This window comes from Trueperaceae bacterium (assembly GCA_036381595.1).
In the GTDB taxonomy this organism is placed as follows: Bacteria; Deinococcota; Deinococci; order Deinococcales; family Trueperaceae; genus DASVCN01.
In genome coordinates this window covers 211,397-225,540 of record DASVCN010000027.1, presented here as the reverse complement: position 1 = coordinate 225,540, position 14,144 = coordinate 211,397, and the positions used below count along the sequence as shown (strand labels likewise).

General features: G+C 61.3%; 15 protein-coding genes. 11 read left to right on the top strand and 4 right to left on the bottom strand.

From position 1 onward, the window contains the following. Window position 1: 1 nt before the first annotated feature. Window positions 2-154, top strand: a complete 153-nt coding sequence (locus VF168_10400) for a hypothetical protein (protein HEX7004583.1) — start codon at window positions 2-4, stop codon at window positions 152-154. A 53-nt stretch (window positions 155-207) separates the two neighbouring features. Here the strand turns inward: VF168_10400 and VF168_10395 are convergent, their stop codons facing one another. Beyond that, window positions 208-1,089, bottom strand: a complete 882-nt coding sequence (locus VF168_10395) for an ROK family protein (protein ID HEX7004582.1) — start codon at window positions 1,087-1,089, stop codon at window positions 208-210. A 2-nt stretch (window positions 1,090-1,091) separates the two neighbouring features. Continuing rightward, on the bottom strand, window positions 1,092-1,925 hold the full coding sequence (locus tag VF168_10390; GenBank protein ID HEX7004581.1) for a MurR/RpiR family transcriptional regulator: 834 nt from the start codon (window positions 1,923-1,925) through the stop codon (window positions 1,092-1,094). 173 nt (window positions 1,926-2,098) lie between these two features. Between VF168_10390 and VF168_10385 the strand changes: the two genes are divergently transcribed. The 8 genes from VF168_10385 (at window position 2,099) to VF168_10350 (ending at window position 10,873) form a co-directional block, all read left to right on the top strand. Continuing rightward, window positions 2,099-3,178 carry a discoidin domain-containing protein gene (locus tag VF168_10385; GenBank protein HEX7004580.1) on the top strand — a complete coding sequence of 360 codons (1,080 nt, stop codon included), beginning with the start codon at window positions 2,099-2,101 and terminating at the stop codon, window positions 3,176-3,178. Next, entirely contained in the window at window positions 3,179-4,669 is a 1,491-nt protein-coding gene (locus VF168_10380; GenBank protein ID HEX7004579.1) for a DUF4434 domain-containing protein, read from the top strand. Then, window positions 4,666-5,991, top strand: a complete 1,326-nt coding sequence (locus tag VF168_10375) for an ABC transporter substrate-binding protein (protein HEX7004578.1) — start codon at window positions 4,666-4,668, stop codon at window positions 5,989-5,991. The genes VF168_10380 and VF168_10375 overlap by 4 nt, the downstream gene beginning before the upstream one ends. Further along, window positions 5,991-6,938, top strand: coding sequence for a sugar ABC transporter permease (locus tag VF168_10370; protein ID HEX7004577.1), 948 nt, complete (start codon window positions 5,991-5,993; stop codon window positions 6,936-6,938). Before VF168_10375 ends, VF168_10370 begins: the two co-directional genes overlap by 1 nt. Then, window positions 6,938-7,768, top strand: coding sequence for a carbohydrate ABC transporter permease (locus tag VF168_10365; GenBank protein ID HEX7004576.1), 831 nt, complete (start codon window positions 6,938-6,940; stop codon window positions 7,766-7,768). The genes VF168_10370 and VF168_10365 overlap by 1 nt, the downstream gene beginning before the upstream one ends. A gap of 45 nt (window positions 7,769-7,813) precedes the next feature. Next, window positions 7,814-9,400 carry a DUF4127 family protein gene (locus tag VF168_10360; protein ID HEX7004575.1) on the top strand — a complete coding sequence of 529 codons (1,587 nt, stop codon included), beginning with the start codon at window positions 7,814-7,816 and terminating at the stop codon, window positions 9,398-9,400. After that, on the top strand, window positions 9,331-10,149 hold the full coding sequence (locus VF168_10355) for a putative N-acetylmannosamine-6-phosphate 2-epimerase (GenBank protein ID HEX7004574.1): 819 nt from the start codon (window positions 9,331-9,333) through the stop codon (window positions 10,147-10,149). The genes VF168_10360 and VF168_10355 overlap by 70 nt, the downstream gene beginning before the upstream one ends. Before the next feature lie 271 nt (window positions 10,150-10,420). Continuing rightward, window positions 10,421-10,873, top strand: coding sequence for an HNH endonuclease (locus VF168_10350; GenBank protein ID HEX7004573.1), 453 nt, complete (start codon window positions 10,421-10,423; stop codon window positions 10,871-10,873). A gap of 58 nt (window positions 10,874-10,931) precedes the next feature. Here VF168_10350 and VF168_10345 read toward each other — a convergent pair whose 3' ends face one another. Further along, window positions 10,932-11,294 (bottom strand): phage holin family protein, encoded by a 363-nt coding sequence (locus VF168_10345; protein HEX7004572.1) that lies wholly within the window; start codon window positions 11,292-11,294, stop codon window positions 10,932-10,934. Window positions 11,295-11,414: 120 nt separating this feature from the next. Beyond that, window positions 11,415-11,810, bottom strand: coding sequence for a VOC family protein (locus VF168_10340; GenBank protein HEX7004571.1), 396 nt, complete (start codon window positions 11,808-11,810; stop codon window positions 11,415-11,417). A 184-nt stretch (window positions 11,811-11,994) separates the two neighbouring features. On the opposite strand from VF168_10340, the gene VF168_10335 reads away from it, so the two are divergent. Further along, window positions 11,995-13,191 carry an ABC transporter substrate-binding protein gene (locus VF168_10335; GenBank protein HEX7004570.1) on the top strand — a complete coding sequence of 399 codons (1,197 nt, stop codon included), beginning with the start codon at window positions 11,995-11,997 and terminating at the stop codon, window positions 13,189-13,191. A 24-nt stretch (window positions 13,192-13,215) separates the two neighbouring features. After that, a complete protein-coding gene (locus VF168_10330; protein HEX7004569.1) occupies window positions 13,216-14,130 on the top strand; it encodes a branched-chain amino acid ABC transporter permease in 915 nt (304 codons plus the stop codon). The last annotated feature ends 14 nt before the right edge of the window (window positions 14,131-14,144 follow it).

Below are 14,144 nucleotides of genomic sequence, written 5' to 3'. Positions count from 1 at the left end.
TCTGGAGCAGGAGGACCGGCTGCTGCTCAACGAGATAAACACGATGCCCGGTTTCACCGTCACCTCGATGTACCCGAAACTGTGGGAGGCCGCCGGCCTGAGCTACGCCGACCTGGTGGCCCGGCTGGTCGAACTGGCGCTCGAAGACCGCTAGCTGCCGTTTCGTCCGTGACGAAGGTGCGCGAAAAAAGCTGAACCTTCTCTTGACTATTCACCCTTGAGTAGTAGTCCTGCCGGCTTTCTGCCGGCAAGGGCGGCGGCGCCAACCAGCCCAGCGTGCGACCCGAGCTTCGCCGCGACCACTTCCAACCCCAATGATCCATGATGCGAAGACAACGTCGTGTTTACGACATCCCGGAACGCTGGATTCAGTCCTACACCGCCACCAAGTACTACCACTTCTGGGTCTATAAGCAACTTCACGTCCGCCAGTACGGCTGCGAGAGCTTGCGCCGCCTGGTCCAGCAATTCCCGGGCCCATGGTTCTCCCACCTGGGCGGCGTCGATCACACGCGACGCATCCAGCGGATGCCCAGCCTCGGCCGCTCTCTTCGCCAGAGCCGTTCCCGAGGCTACCTTCTCGAGAACTCCGCCGCGCACGTGTCCAATGTGGCCCGCTAGCCCACTACTTCCCCTCCACGGCTGGTTTCCGACTACCAGACCACCGCCGACTCCTGTAGACACCGTCACGAAAAACAAGCTGCTTCGAGCGCCTCCGGACCCGTACAGCCACTCGCCGAACGCGGCGGCTTGCGCGTCGTTCAGGGCGGCAACCTGCAAGTTGAAATGCCGCTCGAGCCGCTCCACCAGCGGAAAGTCTTCCCAGCCCGGGAGCAGGTCTCGACTCATTGCACGGACACGGCCTGCTGCTACAACTCCCGCGCACGCTACGCCTATGGCTGCCGGTACTACACCGGCCTCGGAGACAAGTTGCTGGCCTGCGACCACGGTCGAGGCAAGGACAGCCTCCGGCCCATCGCTTGCCGGCGTCGCCACTCTTGAATACGAGAGGACCTTGGCACCCTTGACCAGGGCTACGGCAAGCTTTGTGCCGCCTATGTCGATAGCAAGCATCGTATCGATTGTCACGCTTACATGCTCCGCTCGGCTACCACCTGGGCAGTGCGCCTGACATGCTCCTGGAGTCGCTCGTCCCTGGTAACCATCAGGCGTGTCAGCGCCTCGAGAACGAGGAGTTGGCCGATCTTGGCAAAGACGTCCCCACCGGTGAGCGGGGACTCTGGCGGAGAAGCGAAGAGACTGCGGCTGGCAACCTTAGCGAGCGGACTCTTCAACCGGTTTGTAACAGCCACGGTGAAGGCGCCCGACTTCTTGGCGATCTTTAGAGCCTGCAGAGTGTCGAGGGTAGATCCTGAACTGGAAATCGCGATCGCTACGTCCGTTGCGCTGAGGTTTGATGCACTCATCGAAGCCAGATGCATATCCGTGTACGATTGCGCGGTGAAACCCAAGCGTATCAACTTGTACGCGAAGTACTCAGCTATGACGCCAGAAGCCCCTACTCCGTAGATGTCGACACGTCCTGCAGAAATCATGCGCTCCGCCACGTGCTCGAACGAGTCCTGTTCGTACAACAGGCCGGTCTCCGACAGGGACGTGGCCGCATGATCGACCAGTTCATTCATCAGATTGGTGTTGTTGGCAGCCACCGGCTCCGCCCCGTTTCGAGGCAGGGAGCCGGACTCGATTGCTAGCGTGAGCTTGAACTCCTGAAACCCTGAAAAGCCCAGATCCTGACAGAAGCGGATGATGCTGCCCTCACTGCTTCGAGTCGCCTCAGCCAGTTCAGTGACGCTATGGTAAAGGACCGCGTCGGGATGCTCCAGCACATACTCCGCAACCCGACTCAACACCGGGCTGAGATCGGCGAGCGACGCTCGGAGCCTGGTCAATAACCGCGACATTTGCACTTAGGATACTCCGTTCCACTTGCCTTCCTTGACAGAAGAATACTCCAGCCCTAGCATGTGAGAAGGAACCACGCTCAATCGCGTTCACTCGGCATGGAGCATTGCTCCGTCAGGCGAATGTCGCGCTGCCATTCGGCGGTTAGGCGAGCGTCCTACAGGAGGTTTAAATGAAATTCATCAACGTCAGAACCTTCCTTTTCTCGCTGGCGCCCGCCCTGTTCGCGGCGCTTGCCTTCGCTCAATCATCGGATTTCAATGTGGCGGCCGGAAAGGTAGTTACATCCAGTCGCCCACCAGCCGAAACCTACGCTGACCCTGAAGGGCTCAAGTTGACGGACGGATCCTTCGAATTCGACTGGTCGGACATGGTGGGATTCGAAGGCCCGGAGCCAGTCAGCCTAGTCGTTGACCTTGGCTCAACTCACGACGCCATAAGCTACGTTGCTCTTAAGGTAATGCGTTCTGACGGTTCTGCAGTAGCCCTCCCTCACGCAATCATCTCTGTCTCGGAGGACGGGCTCGCGTGGGAAGACCTCGGGATGGCAAGCGTGCCGGAGGGCGAAATAGCCAACGACACGGTAGGAACGCTTGTCTGGGCCGACGAAGACTGGGCAGGTTACGGGCAGTTCGTGAAGGTGGAACTGCTGCCCGGAGGTGGCGGTTGGACCATGATCGCGGAACTGCAGATCGGCGATGGGCCGATACCGGAGGAACTGCTGCCACCTCAGCAGGAGGCCGCGCCGGTCACTGCCGAGCCAGTAAACGTAGCGCTCAACAAGTCGTACACCTTCAGCCCCACGGCGTCAGAGGCTTATCCAGATGACGGTGGCGCACAACTCACGGACGGCTCATTCGAGTACGCCTGGGGAGAGATGGTCGGCGTTCCCGACGCCACAGAGAATCTCGTCTTCGTCGTCGACCTCGGGGACCATGTCGATGGCATCACGCGCGTGGCCGGACTCTTCATGCGCTCGTTCGCGTCGGCAGTAACCCTTCCCCGCAGCATGATCGTGTCCGTGTCCGACGATGGTGAAACGTACGAGATCGTCGGCCTCGCGGCCAAGACGCAGCCCGCACCCCCGATGAACGAACAGATCAATGGCGTTTACTGGGTGGATCTCGAAAACCCGGTGGATGGTCGCTTTGTGAAACTGGAAATTCGGCCGCGCAGCGGCTGGACAATGTTGGCCGAAGTTGTGGTGCAGACAGGCGCAGCTGCCCCGGTCATCGAGGAGACAGAGGAATAGATGCCCGTAGGCAGATTGGCGCGTAGTCTTACGCTAGTGGGCGTTCTCACCATGGTGAGTGCCACCGTAGCCCAAACCGAACCCGTACTGAGCGGCACGTTCGTGCAACTGAACAATCAATTGGCTAATTTGGGTGAGGATGGTTGGCTAGCCGAACTCTCCTACATGCAGGCAGTTGGTATGGATACCGTCATCGTCCAATACTCGCGCTACGGCGGAGTGAGCTACTTCCCCGCGGTTGATCCCGGGAACGATGACACGTCCGAATCGACCGAAGTTCTGCCGCCAGATGAATCGATAGCTACCCTCAGGTGGGTCGCGCCGGCTGAACTCCGGGCGCGTCACTTGAGGGTGAGCGTGGTGCCTGACAGCCGCGAGTGGACGATGATCCCCGAGATACGGGTCCTGAACGGTGAAGAAAACATCGTTGCCGGTCGCGGATATACAGTCGAGCCAGCCCCGGCGGGAAACTACCTTGATCCCGAAGCCGGGAGCGGGGGCAAGCTCACTGATGGATTAGCCAATTTCGCCTGGTCGGACATGGTCGGTTGGCAGAATCCCGGCAAACAGATAACCATCGAGTTCGACTTCGATGAGCCAACCGAGGTTGACGCAGTGGAAGTCGACTTCATGCGTTCCGATATCTCGAACGTCGACCTGCCCTCGAGCATCGCTATCGCAGCCTCGGGTGACGGCGAAAGGTTCCTCTCGCTGGGTCAGCCCGTCGTGTGGTCAGCGGGCGAACAGGATCAGAAGGTTGAACTCGACCCGCTCGGCGACCTCCTCGCCGCCGCCGAAACATTGGATATGAAGGTGTGGCTTGGCTTGAGTCTCGACCCGACCTACTGGCAAGGAGTATTCGACCCACTAGCCTCCGCGGAGACGAACATCGAGCTCATGAAAGAACTCGAAAGCCGCTACGGCTCCTCCCCCGCCCTGGCCGGCTATTACCTTCCAGAGGAGATCGACGATCGCAGTTTCATCGAGGCAAAGGCGCACGCCGCCATGGTCGAGTATCTCGCGTCGATGGCAGAAGCCGGGCATGAGATCGATCGCCCGGTCATGGTCGCGCCCTACTTCGGAATGAACCCGAATGCCGACGCTTATGCCGACTGGTGGGACGAGACGCTGGCAGCTGCTCCGATAGACGTTATTGCCATGCAGGACGGCGTGGGCACTAAACGTACCACCGTCGAAGAGGGAGTACCGGTTTACCGCGCACTCAAGGAGGTCACCGACAGACACGACGTCGCTCTTTGGTCCGACCTCGAAGTGTTCGAACAGGTTCACGGTTGGCCGGTCGATGGACTTGCTTGGCAAGCGCAAAGCGCGAACATCAACACAGTGATCGAACAACTCGAACTCGAAGCGCCATACGTCGACAAGTTCGTCGTCTTCGACTTCAGCCACTACATGAGCCCTCGTCTCGGAGGCGAGGCACTCGAGCTCTACCAAGGCTATCAGGAGTACCTGGAGGATCGGACGCCATGAGCGAGCCCGCTATTGTCCAACGTGCGATCGATGGACTTGGTCGTAGACTCGCGAAGCGCCTCACGCAGTCGCTGTTCCTGGCGCTCGCTCTCCTAGCTGCGCTGGGTACCACCGGTTTTGCCCTTGCCAAAACGGAAATTACTTTCTGGTACGCGTGGGGCGGCTCCGAGGGCGAGCAGGTCGAGGAGCTGATTGCCGAATACAACGCGAGTCAGGACGAAGTCGAGGTACGCGGCTCGTTTGTCCCAATCGGCGACGGTGAGCGAATCCTTGCTTCGCTAGCAGGCGGCGCGCCACCTGATCTGCTCACAGTATGGGATTGGATGGTGGTCCCATTGGGTGCCAGTGGTTCACTACTGGATTTGAGCGCCGAGCTTGCCGAAGCGGGTATCGGCGAAGAAGACTACCTCCCCGGAATCTGGCAATACGGCTCCTACAAGGGCGCAAAATACGGCCTCCCTACCACGCTCAACGTTTATGCCTTCATTTGGAACAAGGATGTTTTCGAGGAAGCAGGGTTGGACCCCGAGGCTCCGCCGCGAACGATCGAAGAGCTCGACGCGCTGGCAGAGAAGATGACCGTTATCGACAGACGCGGCAACCTGCGTCGTCTGGGCTTCTACCCCAACGTCACCTCGATCTACTTTTACGCTTTCGGCGGCCAGCTCTACGACCCCGAAACCTTGGAAGTCACCCTCGACCACCCACGCAACATAGCCGCCCTGGAGTGGCTTGGGGACTACTACGAGAAGTACGACATCAACCTAATCCGACGCTTTCAGGCGGGTTGGGGTAATCCTGCCAGTCCCTTCAATCCCTTCTATCGAGGGCAGATCGCGATGCAAGAGGGGGGCCAGTGGGAGGTCCGATTCACGCACGAGTACGCACCCGACCTCGACTGGGGAGTGACCACCTTCCCTGCCCCGGAAGGTGGTCGGCCAAACGTGGCCCCGGTTCAGAGCTCGTTCTGGGTGGTTCCGGCCGAGGCAGCGCACAAGAAGGAAGCACTCGAATTCCTGCTGTGGCTGACTGCGCCCGAACAGTCAGCGGGCTTCGCAGCAGAGCTAGCAAACATTCCGCCGAGGCAGGACGCGCTTGAAATGCCGGAGTTCGCTCAAACGGTCACTCCGCACATGCAGACCTTCATCGACATCCTGCTCGAGGGCTACGTCTTTACCCCTCCCGGACTGCCCGTCGGCCTGTACCTGAGCCAGCAGCTCAACCAAGCCGTCGTATCGGTACAGGAAGGCGAGGCGACCGCCAAAGAGGCGCTCGAGACGGCGCAACAGAATGTTCTGCACGAGCTGGAGAAGTACAGGTAGTGGCGAAGGCCCCAACCAAGGCCACGGTGGCGCGCCACTCGCAGCAGATCGCGGTGTCGAGCGGACTCACCAAGCGACAGCGCCGCGACACTTGGTTGGGGCTGGCGTTCGTATCGCCTTGGCTCGTCGGTTTTCTAGTCTTCACGATCTATCCGGTGATAGCTTCGCTCTACTTCTCCTTCACGGACTACAACGTCGTCTCGGACCCGCGTTGGATAGGCTTCCGTAACTACACCGACCTTTTCTCGGACCCACTCTTCGGTGAGACTCTCTACAACACCCTCTACCTCGCGGTGCTGGGTATCCCGTTCTCCCTCATCCTGAGCCTTCTGATCGCGATGCTCCTGAACAACAAGCTGAAACTCCAGGGCATGTTCCGCACTGTGTACTTCCTACCAAGTGTCGTGCCAGCGGTAGCGGCTGCGCTACTGTGGCGCTGGTTTCTGAACCCCGATTACGGGCCGATCAACGAAGTCTTATGGCAGGTTGGGATCAACGGCCCGGGCTGGTTGTCGGATCCCAGATGGGCGAAGCCGGCATTGATACTTGCCAGCCTCTGGGGCGTGGGCGGCTCGATGGTCATATATCTGGCCGGACTGCAGAACGTACCAACGCCTCTATATGAAAGCGCTCACCTTGACGGGGCGAACGCTTGGCAACGGTTCAGATTCGTGACACTCCCGATGCTCTCACCGGTAATCCTGTTCAATCTCGTCATGGGGATCATTACGTCGTTTCAGAGCTTCACGAACATCTACATAATGACTGGCGGTGGTCCCTCAAACTCGACGATGGTGTACGCGCTATACCTCTACCAGAACGCCTTTCAGTTCTTCCGCATGGGATATGCCTCGGCGATGGCGTGGGTTCTGCTGCTGATCACGGCTGTCGCCCTGATCGCGATCTTCAGGACGTCGGGCTGGGTTCACTACGAGAGTCGCAGCTGATGACCAGCGGAAGGTGGCTGCAATACCTCCTGATTTACGCCGTCCTCATCATCGGAGCGCTTTTCTTCCTCACGCCATTCGCCTGGATGGTCTCGACGTCGTTGAAGACGGGCGCCCAGGTATTCGCTATTCCGCCTCGCTGGATCCCCGCTCCAGTCATGTGGTCGAACTACTCGCGGTTGATGACCGAAATCCCTTTCCGTCGCTACCTCGGAAACACGGTACTCGTCACCGTGACTAGCGTCGTATTCTATGTAGGCTCGTCGGCCGTCGTCGCCTACGGCTTCTCACGAATAAAGTGGCCCGGCCGGGAAGTTCTCTTCTACTGCCTCCTCGCCACGATGGTGTTACCGCCACAGGTCACCCTTATCCCGCAGTTCGTCATGTTCCAGAAACTTGGATGGGTGGGAACCTTTCTGCCCTTGATCGTTCCAGCACTCACTGGCAGCGCTTTCGCGGTGTTCCTGTTACGGCAATTCTACGGATCGATCCCGGAGGAGATCTCCGACTCTGCGCGCATCGACGGGGCAAGCGAATGGCAAATTTTCATGAGGATAATCTTGCCCCTGGCGAGGCCCGCGTTGGCGACCGCGTCACTGTTCATCTTCATCTGGACCTGGACCGATTTCCTTAATCCGCTCATATACCTTACCGACGACCGCCTCTACACCCTCGCAGTCGGTCTTCAACAGCTTTCGAGCACCCGTTCCGCCGCATGGCCACTGTTGATGGCGGGTTCGCTATTGATGAGCCTTCCTATCATCCTGCTCTTCTTCTTCGCACAGAAGACCTTTATCCAAGGTGTGTCGACAAGCGGCCTCAAGGGCTGATGTCGTCACCGTCAATCCAGTAAAGGAGAGTCGCCAATAGATCGTTTGCTGCTCCTACCGCTCGACGAGCGCCCTATAAACTCACACTATCCGCGTTACCTGGCTGAGGCATTCGGCTGGAAGCTGCTATCGCCCAACAGTTTGCTGGGTCAGCGAAAGAAACCTGCCGACACCAAGGCGATCGCCGAATGGCTCAGGGCGCATGTCGGTAAGGCGGTCGGAGCAGTGCTTTCGCTTGACACTCTCGCCTGGGGCGGACTGATCCCTTCCCGGCAATCAGGTAACGATCTGACGGAAGCACTCGATCGGCTCGACGTGCTGCGCGAGCTCAAGGCGCGGCACCCGGAACTCGTGTTGCTCGCCTTCAGCAGTATCCAGCGTGTCAGTCGAGAAAATGACAATGGCGAGGAACCTGACTACTACTGCGAGCACGGGCGCGCTATCTTCGACCGCTCGCGCCTCGAGCACAGATATATCAGCGGGGTGCTGACCGCAGACGAGGCCAGCGAACTTGCACGGCTCCGCTCCGAGATACCCGAAGCCGTGTGGCAAGACCAGTTGACGATCCGGGATCGAACGATGAAGGTGAACTTAGGTGCTCTTGATCTCGTGTCCCAGGGTGTAGTCGACACCCTGGTTCTCAATCAGGACGACACAACAGTATGGGGCTTGAACGTCCTCACCCGCCTTCGGCTCGAACGAGAGGTGGCAACCCGTGGCCTCGGCGATCAAGTCCTGATCTACCCCGGGGCCGATGAAGTCGCCCAGGTCCTGATGGCACGCTTGGCTTCGAGAGTCTCCGGGCGAACCTTGCACGCGTCAACGATTTACTCCTCTCGACGAGGCGCCGACGTGCAGACGGCCTACGAGGATCGACCGCTGGGCGATCTGGTGACGGTTCACCTGCGGGCCGCCGGCGCAGTAGCCATTCCACCCGGATCGGTCGAACCCGACTTTTGGTTGGCTTTGAACAGTCCAAGTCGTGCACAAGGGCAGGGTGGAAGTTCGTATGCACTGAAATTAGCGGATAGTCCGGGTTCAAGCACGATCGAATCAGCCGAACGAGCGGCTCTCGAGGAGTCGGAAGCCACCGTCAACGGCCTCGATCGATCCCTGGAAGCCTTTCGCGACACGTTAGCGGTCATGGTGGATCATGATCGGCATGTGACACTTGCTGACGTAGCCCATGTGAACGGAGCTGACGACGTACTAATGACCGGCTTGGCCGCAGATAACCTCCTATCCCGATTGGGCGGGTATGGGGGTTGGAACACCGCCGGCAATTCGCTCGGCTCGGCAGTGGCGCTAGGTTGTATGGCGGCATTGGTTGGCGATAGCAGTGGCCTGGAGCTAGCGGTCGCCGCTCGACTGATCGACGACTGGCTCTACCAGTCCCGCGTCCGCACGAGACTCCTGCTCATGCCGGACCTGAAACCATTGGGTCTGGGCGGATTCATTCCTGAGGGCAATGTGCCGCTACCCGCTGAACGAGCGAAGTCGCTATTGAACGAGGAGCTGAGAGAGTTTTCCTTGCCTTACCGCGTCTCACGATTGGCCTTCCCATGGCGCAGGCTTTTCGAGATCGACTTCGATGTCGAGTCGGTCTCCCGTACCGTACGGAACGGCTCATGAGTTCTACCGGTCCCTCCCGGCTTCCTCTGTCCAGGTCGACGCGGTTGCTCGAGGCCTTGTGTGGCGGTGTCATAGTTTCTTGCCAAGCGCCCGAAGGCTCTCCCTTGAGGCACCCCGCCCACATGGCGGCGATGGCCGAAGCAGCCGCGATCGCGGGCGCAGTTGGAATCCGAGCGAACGGGCCCGATGACGTTTCGGCTATTCGCGCCCGCGTCACGCTCCCCATCGTCGGCATCGACAAACGCCCCGACGTCGATCCGGTCGCCTACATCACACCTAGTCTCGCGTCGGTGCAAACGTTGGTGGATGCGGGATCTGATCTCATAGCTATCGACGCCACGTTACGTCTCCGAGGCGGGAAAGGAGCTCGAAGCGCAGCGGAACTCATAGCGCAAGTGCGTTCCACCTTCGATGACCTTCCGCTGATGGCGGACGTATCCAATGTGGCGGAGGGAGTAGCTGCGGCGGCAGCGGGCGCGGATATCATTGCCACAACCTTATCGGGGTACACGGACGCTTCCGCACAGCCCGACGGTCCCGATCTCGATCTCATCGCCGAACTCGTCGCCGCACAGCCCCGGCCGATCGTTGCGGAGGGTCGGTTCTCCACTCCCGAGCAGGTACGCGCGGCATTCGCAGCGGGAGCTCACGCAGTAGTCGTCGGCACCGCGATTACCGACCCCGTAGCGCTAGCGAAGAAGTTCGTGGCCGCCGCCCCCATTGTAACGGCCGAAGCCAAGAGAGCCTGATCAGGAGGGACGCCGTTTCCTGAATGAGCGCTCGAGATCGACCAATGAACACGGGCGGGCGCTAAGCCGGATTACGACTGCCTCCGCCCGCTCGCGCTATACTCGGCCTCAATCGAAGTAGGAGGTAACGGCCGCCAGTCAGGACCTGACAAACACGAACCCGCCCCCCGCTAGATCCAACGCGGGCCGGGCAGGCGAGCCGATCCGCAACCTCAACTCGGCGCGGGTCCTGATACTCAACGCCTCTTACGAGCCACTCCATGTCTGTTCGGTGAAGAGGGCCGTGTCGCTGCTCATGCACGAGGCGGCGGAACGGGTGGAGGACAGCGACCAGGTCCTCCGGGCACCCACTTCCGTCTTCCCCGTCCCCAGCGTCATCCGCCTCAAGAGGTACATCCGGCGGCCGCACCGGCAACGGGTCGCCTTCAACCGCAAGAACGTCTTCCGCCGCGACGATCACGCCTGCCAGTACTGCGGCGCCCGGTCGAACGACCTTACCCTCGACCACGTGCTCCCGCGGAGTCGGGGCGGCGGCACCAGCTGGGAGAACGTCGTCGCCTGCTGTCGGCGCTGCAACGCCAAGAAGCGTGACCGGACCCCCGATGAAGCCGGCATGAACCTCAACCGTAAGCCGCGCGCGCCACGGTTCATCTTCTCGGCCGCCTACGGCTTGTTGCCCAACATCGACCCGATCTGGGAGAAGTACCTGCCCAACGGCGGCTAGCAGACGAGCCTGAGTTCCCGGCTTCCACCGGCGCTCAGCGGCGCCGGGCGGCGGCAGCTCACACCCAGAGGCGACGGCTCTTGCCGCCAGAGAGCCGAGCCAGAGCCCAGCTGATGATGGTGAGCACCAGTGCGCCTAGTATCGCGCCGCCGAAACCGTGAACCACCAGCGGCGTGAGGCCGGCGACCAGCATCAGAGCCAGGGCGTTGACCACAAGAAGGAAGAGTCCCATCGTCGCCAGAGTGAGCGGGAGGGTGAGGATGATCATCACCGGCCGCACGAGGGTGTTGACGAGCCCCAGGACGAGGGCGGTCAGCAGTACTTCGGCCAGGCCGGTCCGGCTGAAGCTGATGCCCAGGGCCAGTTCGGCGGTTACCCACAGGGCGACGGCGTTGAGAACCACGCGCAGGAGGAAGTTCATCGGCCCGAGTATATCGCGGGGCGCCGGCTTCTCCGCGAAGCCCGATCGGCCACATAATGGACCTGGCCCGGCCCGATCCGCGGCCTGACCGCGGCCGGCTTCCGGGCGGCTGCGACCCCGCTACGTCAGTATAGGTCCGGCCACTTCCCAGAGGTGGCCGCCGGGGTCGCGGAAGGTGGCGGTACGTATCCCCCAGGGGCGGTTCACAGGCCCGTTCGACAGGCTCACGCCCTTCCCTTCGAGCTTCGCGCACACCTCATCGACGTCGGGCACCTGGATCGTCAACTGCGCCCTGACCCCGGTTTCCAAGGGGGCGACCCGCACCGGATCGACCAGCTCGGGCGCGGCCTCTTCCGCGAGCAGGTTGATCAGGGTGTCACCGAACATGAAGACGGCCGAATGCGGGTCCTCGAAGTGGACGGGAAGCTCGAACACGTCCCCATAGAAGCGCTTCGCCGCCGCGAGGTCGGGCACGAACAGGGTGATCGCGGGGATGCCGTTTGCCCAGGAGCTCATCGTTGCCTCTCTTCCGACACGCCAAATACGACTACCGATGAGTTTACAGGCGGGCCGGGCACATCTACCCGGAGTGGACCGAGAAGTGCCCGCGAACCGTCTCCTTGACGCTCCCAGACGGCATTTGCTACGCTTCAGAAGCCTAGCAGAACAATCTGGCACGCAGCTCATTCGGGAGGAATCCATGAAGCGATTAGTGATGTTGATCGTCTTACTGCTGGCCTCGTCCGTCGCCTGGGCTCAGTCTGAAGGTCCGGTGGAGATCGGTGTCATCACCAGTCTCACCGGTCGATTCGCCGAGTTCGGCGAGCAGCACCAGGCCGGTTTCGCCGTCGCGTTGGAGGACATAAACGCCGCCGGCGGGATCAACGGCCGGGAAGTGGTCCTGAACATCCAGGACGACACCAGCGAAGTGAGCGTGGCCCTCACCGCCGCTCAGCAGCTCATCGACGCTGGTGTGCCGCTGGTTATGGGCGCTTACTCCTCCTCGATCACCAACCCGCTGGCTCAGTTCTTCACCCGCTCCGAGAGGCCGTTCCTGGTCTACACCTCCTCGGCCGACAACATCACCATGCCCGGCTCGGAGTGGGTCTTCCGCCTCAACCAGCCGGCCAACGCCTACAGCCAGGTGCTGTTCGACCTGTTCGATTACCTCAATGAACAGGGTGCCGACATCGAGAAGATCGCGGTGATAGCCGGCAACGGAAACTTCGAGCAGGCGGTGGCGACCGCTGCCGAGGAACAGGCTGCCGACCGCGGTTACGAGATCGTCGCCAACGAGAGCTACGACCGTGGCGTCACCGACTTCCGCCCGGTCCTCAACCGCTTCCGCTCTCAGGAGCCCGACGTGGTGTTCATGGTCTCGTACGCCGAGGACTCGGTGGCGATCATGCGCCAGGCCAACGAGGTCGGGCTCGACGCCGACCTCTTCGCCGGTGCCGCGGCCGGCTTCGCCCTGCCCGGCTTCATCACCGACGCGGGCCCTGCCGCCGAGTACGTGGTGACCGCGACCGCCTGGACCGAGGACGTCGTCTACGAGGGCGCCGCGGAACTGTTCGAGCGTCTCACCGAGGAGCTTGGCGGCGTCGAACCCTCCTATCACGCTGCTCAGGCCTACGCCGGCTTGATTACCGCCGTCGACGCCCTCAGCCGGGCCGAGAGCTTCTCACCTGAAGACGTTCAGGCGGCACTCGAGGCGACCAACATCGAGGAGACGCCGTACGGACCCATCCGCTTCGAGGATTTCGATGGTTACCAGAACCAGAACCCGATCCTGATGGTCGCGCAGCAGGTTCAGGACGGCCAGTTCGTGACCGTCTTCCCCGGCGAGGAGCTTGCCGAGAATCTGATCTTCCCGACGCCCGCCTGGTCAGAGCGCTGATAGTCTGAGGACTACTACCCGGGGGTGGGGCATTCGAGCCCCCTCCCGGGTTTCACCATGGACCTGACTATCTTCCTTCAGAACCTGGCAGGCGGGCTGCTAATAGGGGGCGTGTACGCGCTCGTGGGCATCGGCCTGTCGCTCATATTCGGTGTGCTCCGGATCATCAACTTCGCCCACGGCGGCTTCGTAGTGATCGGTATGTACGCCGCCATCGCACTCTACGGCGGTCTGGGGATCGATCCCTACCTTGGCGCCCTCATCGCGCTTCCCCTCGGCTTCCTCCTGGGGCTGCTGCTCGAGCGGACGATCCTGGCCAGACTCGTCGACGCTCCGCCCGAGTCCACGCTGCTGGCTACCCTCGGCCTCGCCCTGATCATCCAGAACACACTTCAGCTGATCTTCGGCGCCGAGCCGAAGTCGGTCTTCGTTCCCTACGGCACGGCCACGGTCGAGTTCGGCGGCATCACCCTGTCGGTCATCCAGCTGGCTGCCATGGCGATAATCATCGTCGTGATCGTAGCCCTCTGGCTCTTCCTCACCAGGACCGAAACTGGCCGGGCGGTTCGGGCTACCTCTCAGAATCGCCTCGGGGCCGAGCTGGTGGGCATAAACACCCTCCGCATCCACGGTCTCGTGTTCGCCACCGGCCTGGTGCTGGCGATGACGGCCGGCATCCTGCTCATCCCGCAGATCTCGGTGACGCCGGTGATCACGGGGCCGGTGTTCACCCTCAAGGCGTTCGTCGTAACGGTCCTGGGCGGACTCGGCTCTGTCTGGGGCGCCATCGGAGGGGGCCTGCTGCTGGGCGTGGTCGAGGTGTTCGGAGCCTCCTATATATCCAACGGCTACCGCGACACCTATGGCCTGATCGCTTTCCTGGCGGTACTGCTGCTGCGTCCCCAGGGGCTTTTCGGGCGGACGGTGAAGCGGGTTTGAACCTTTCGAAGGGA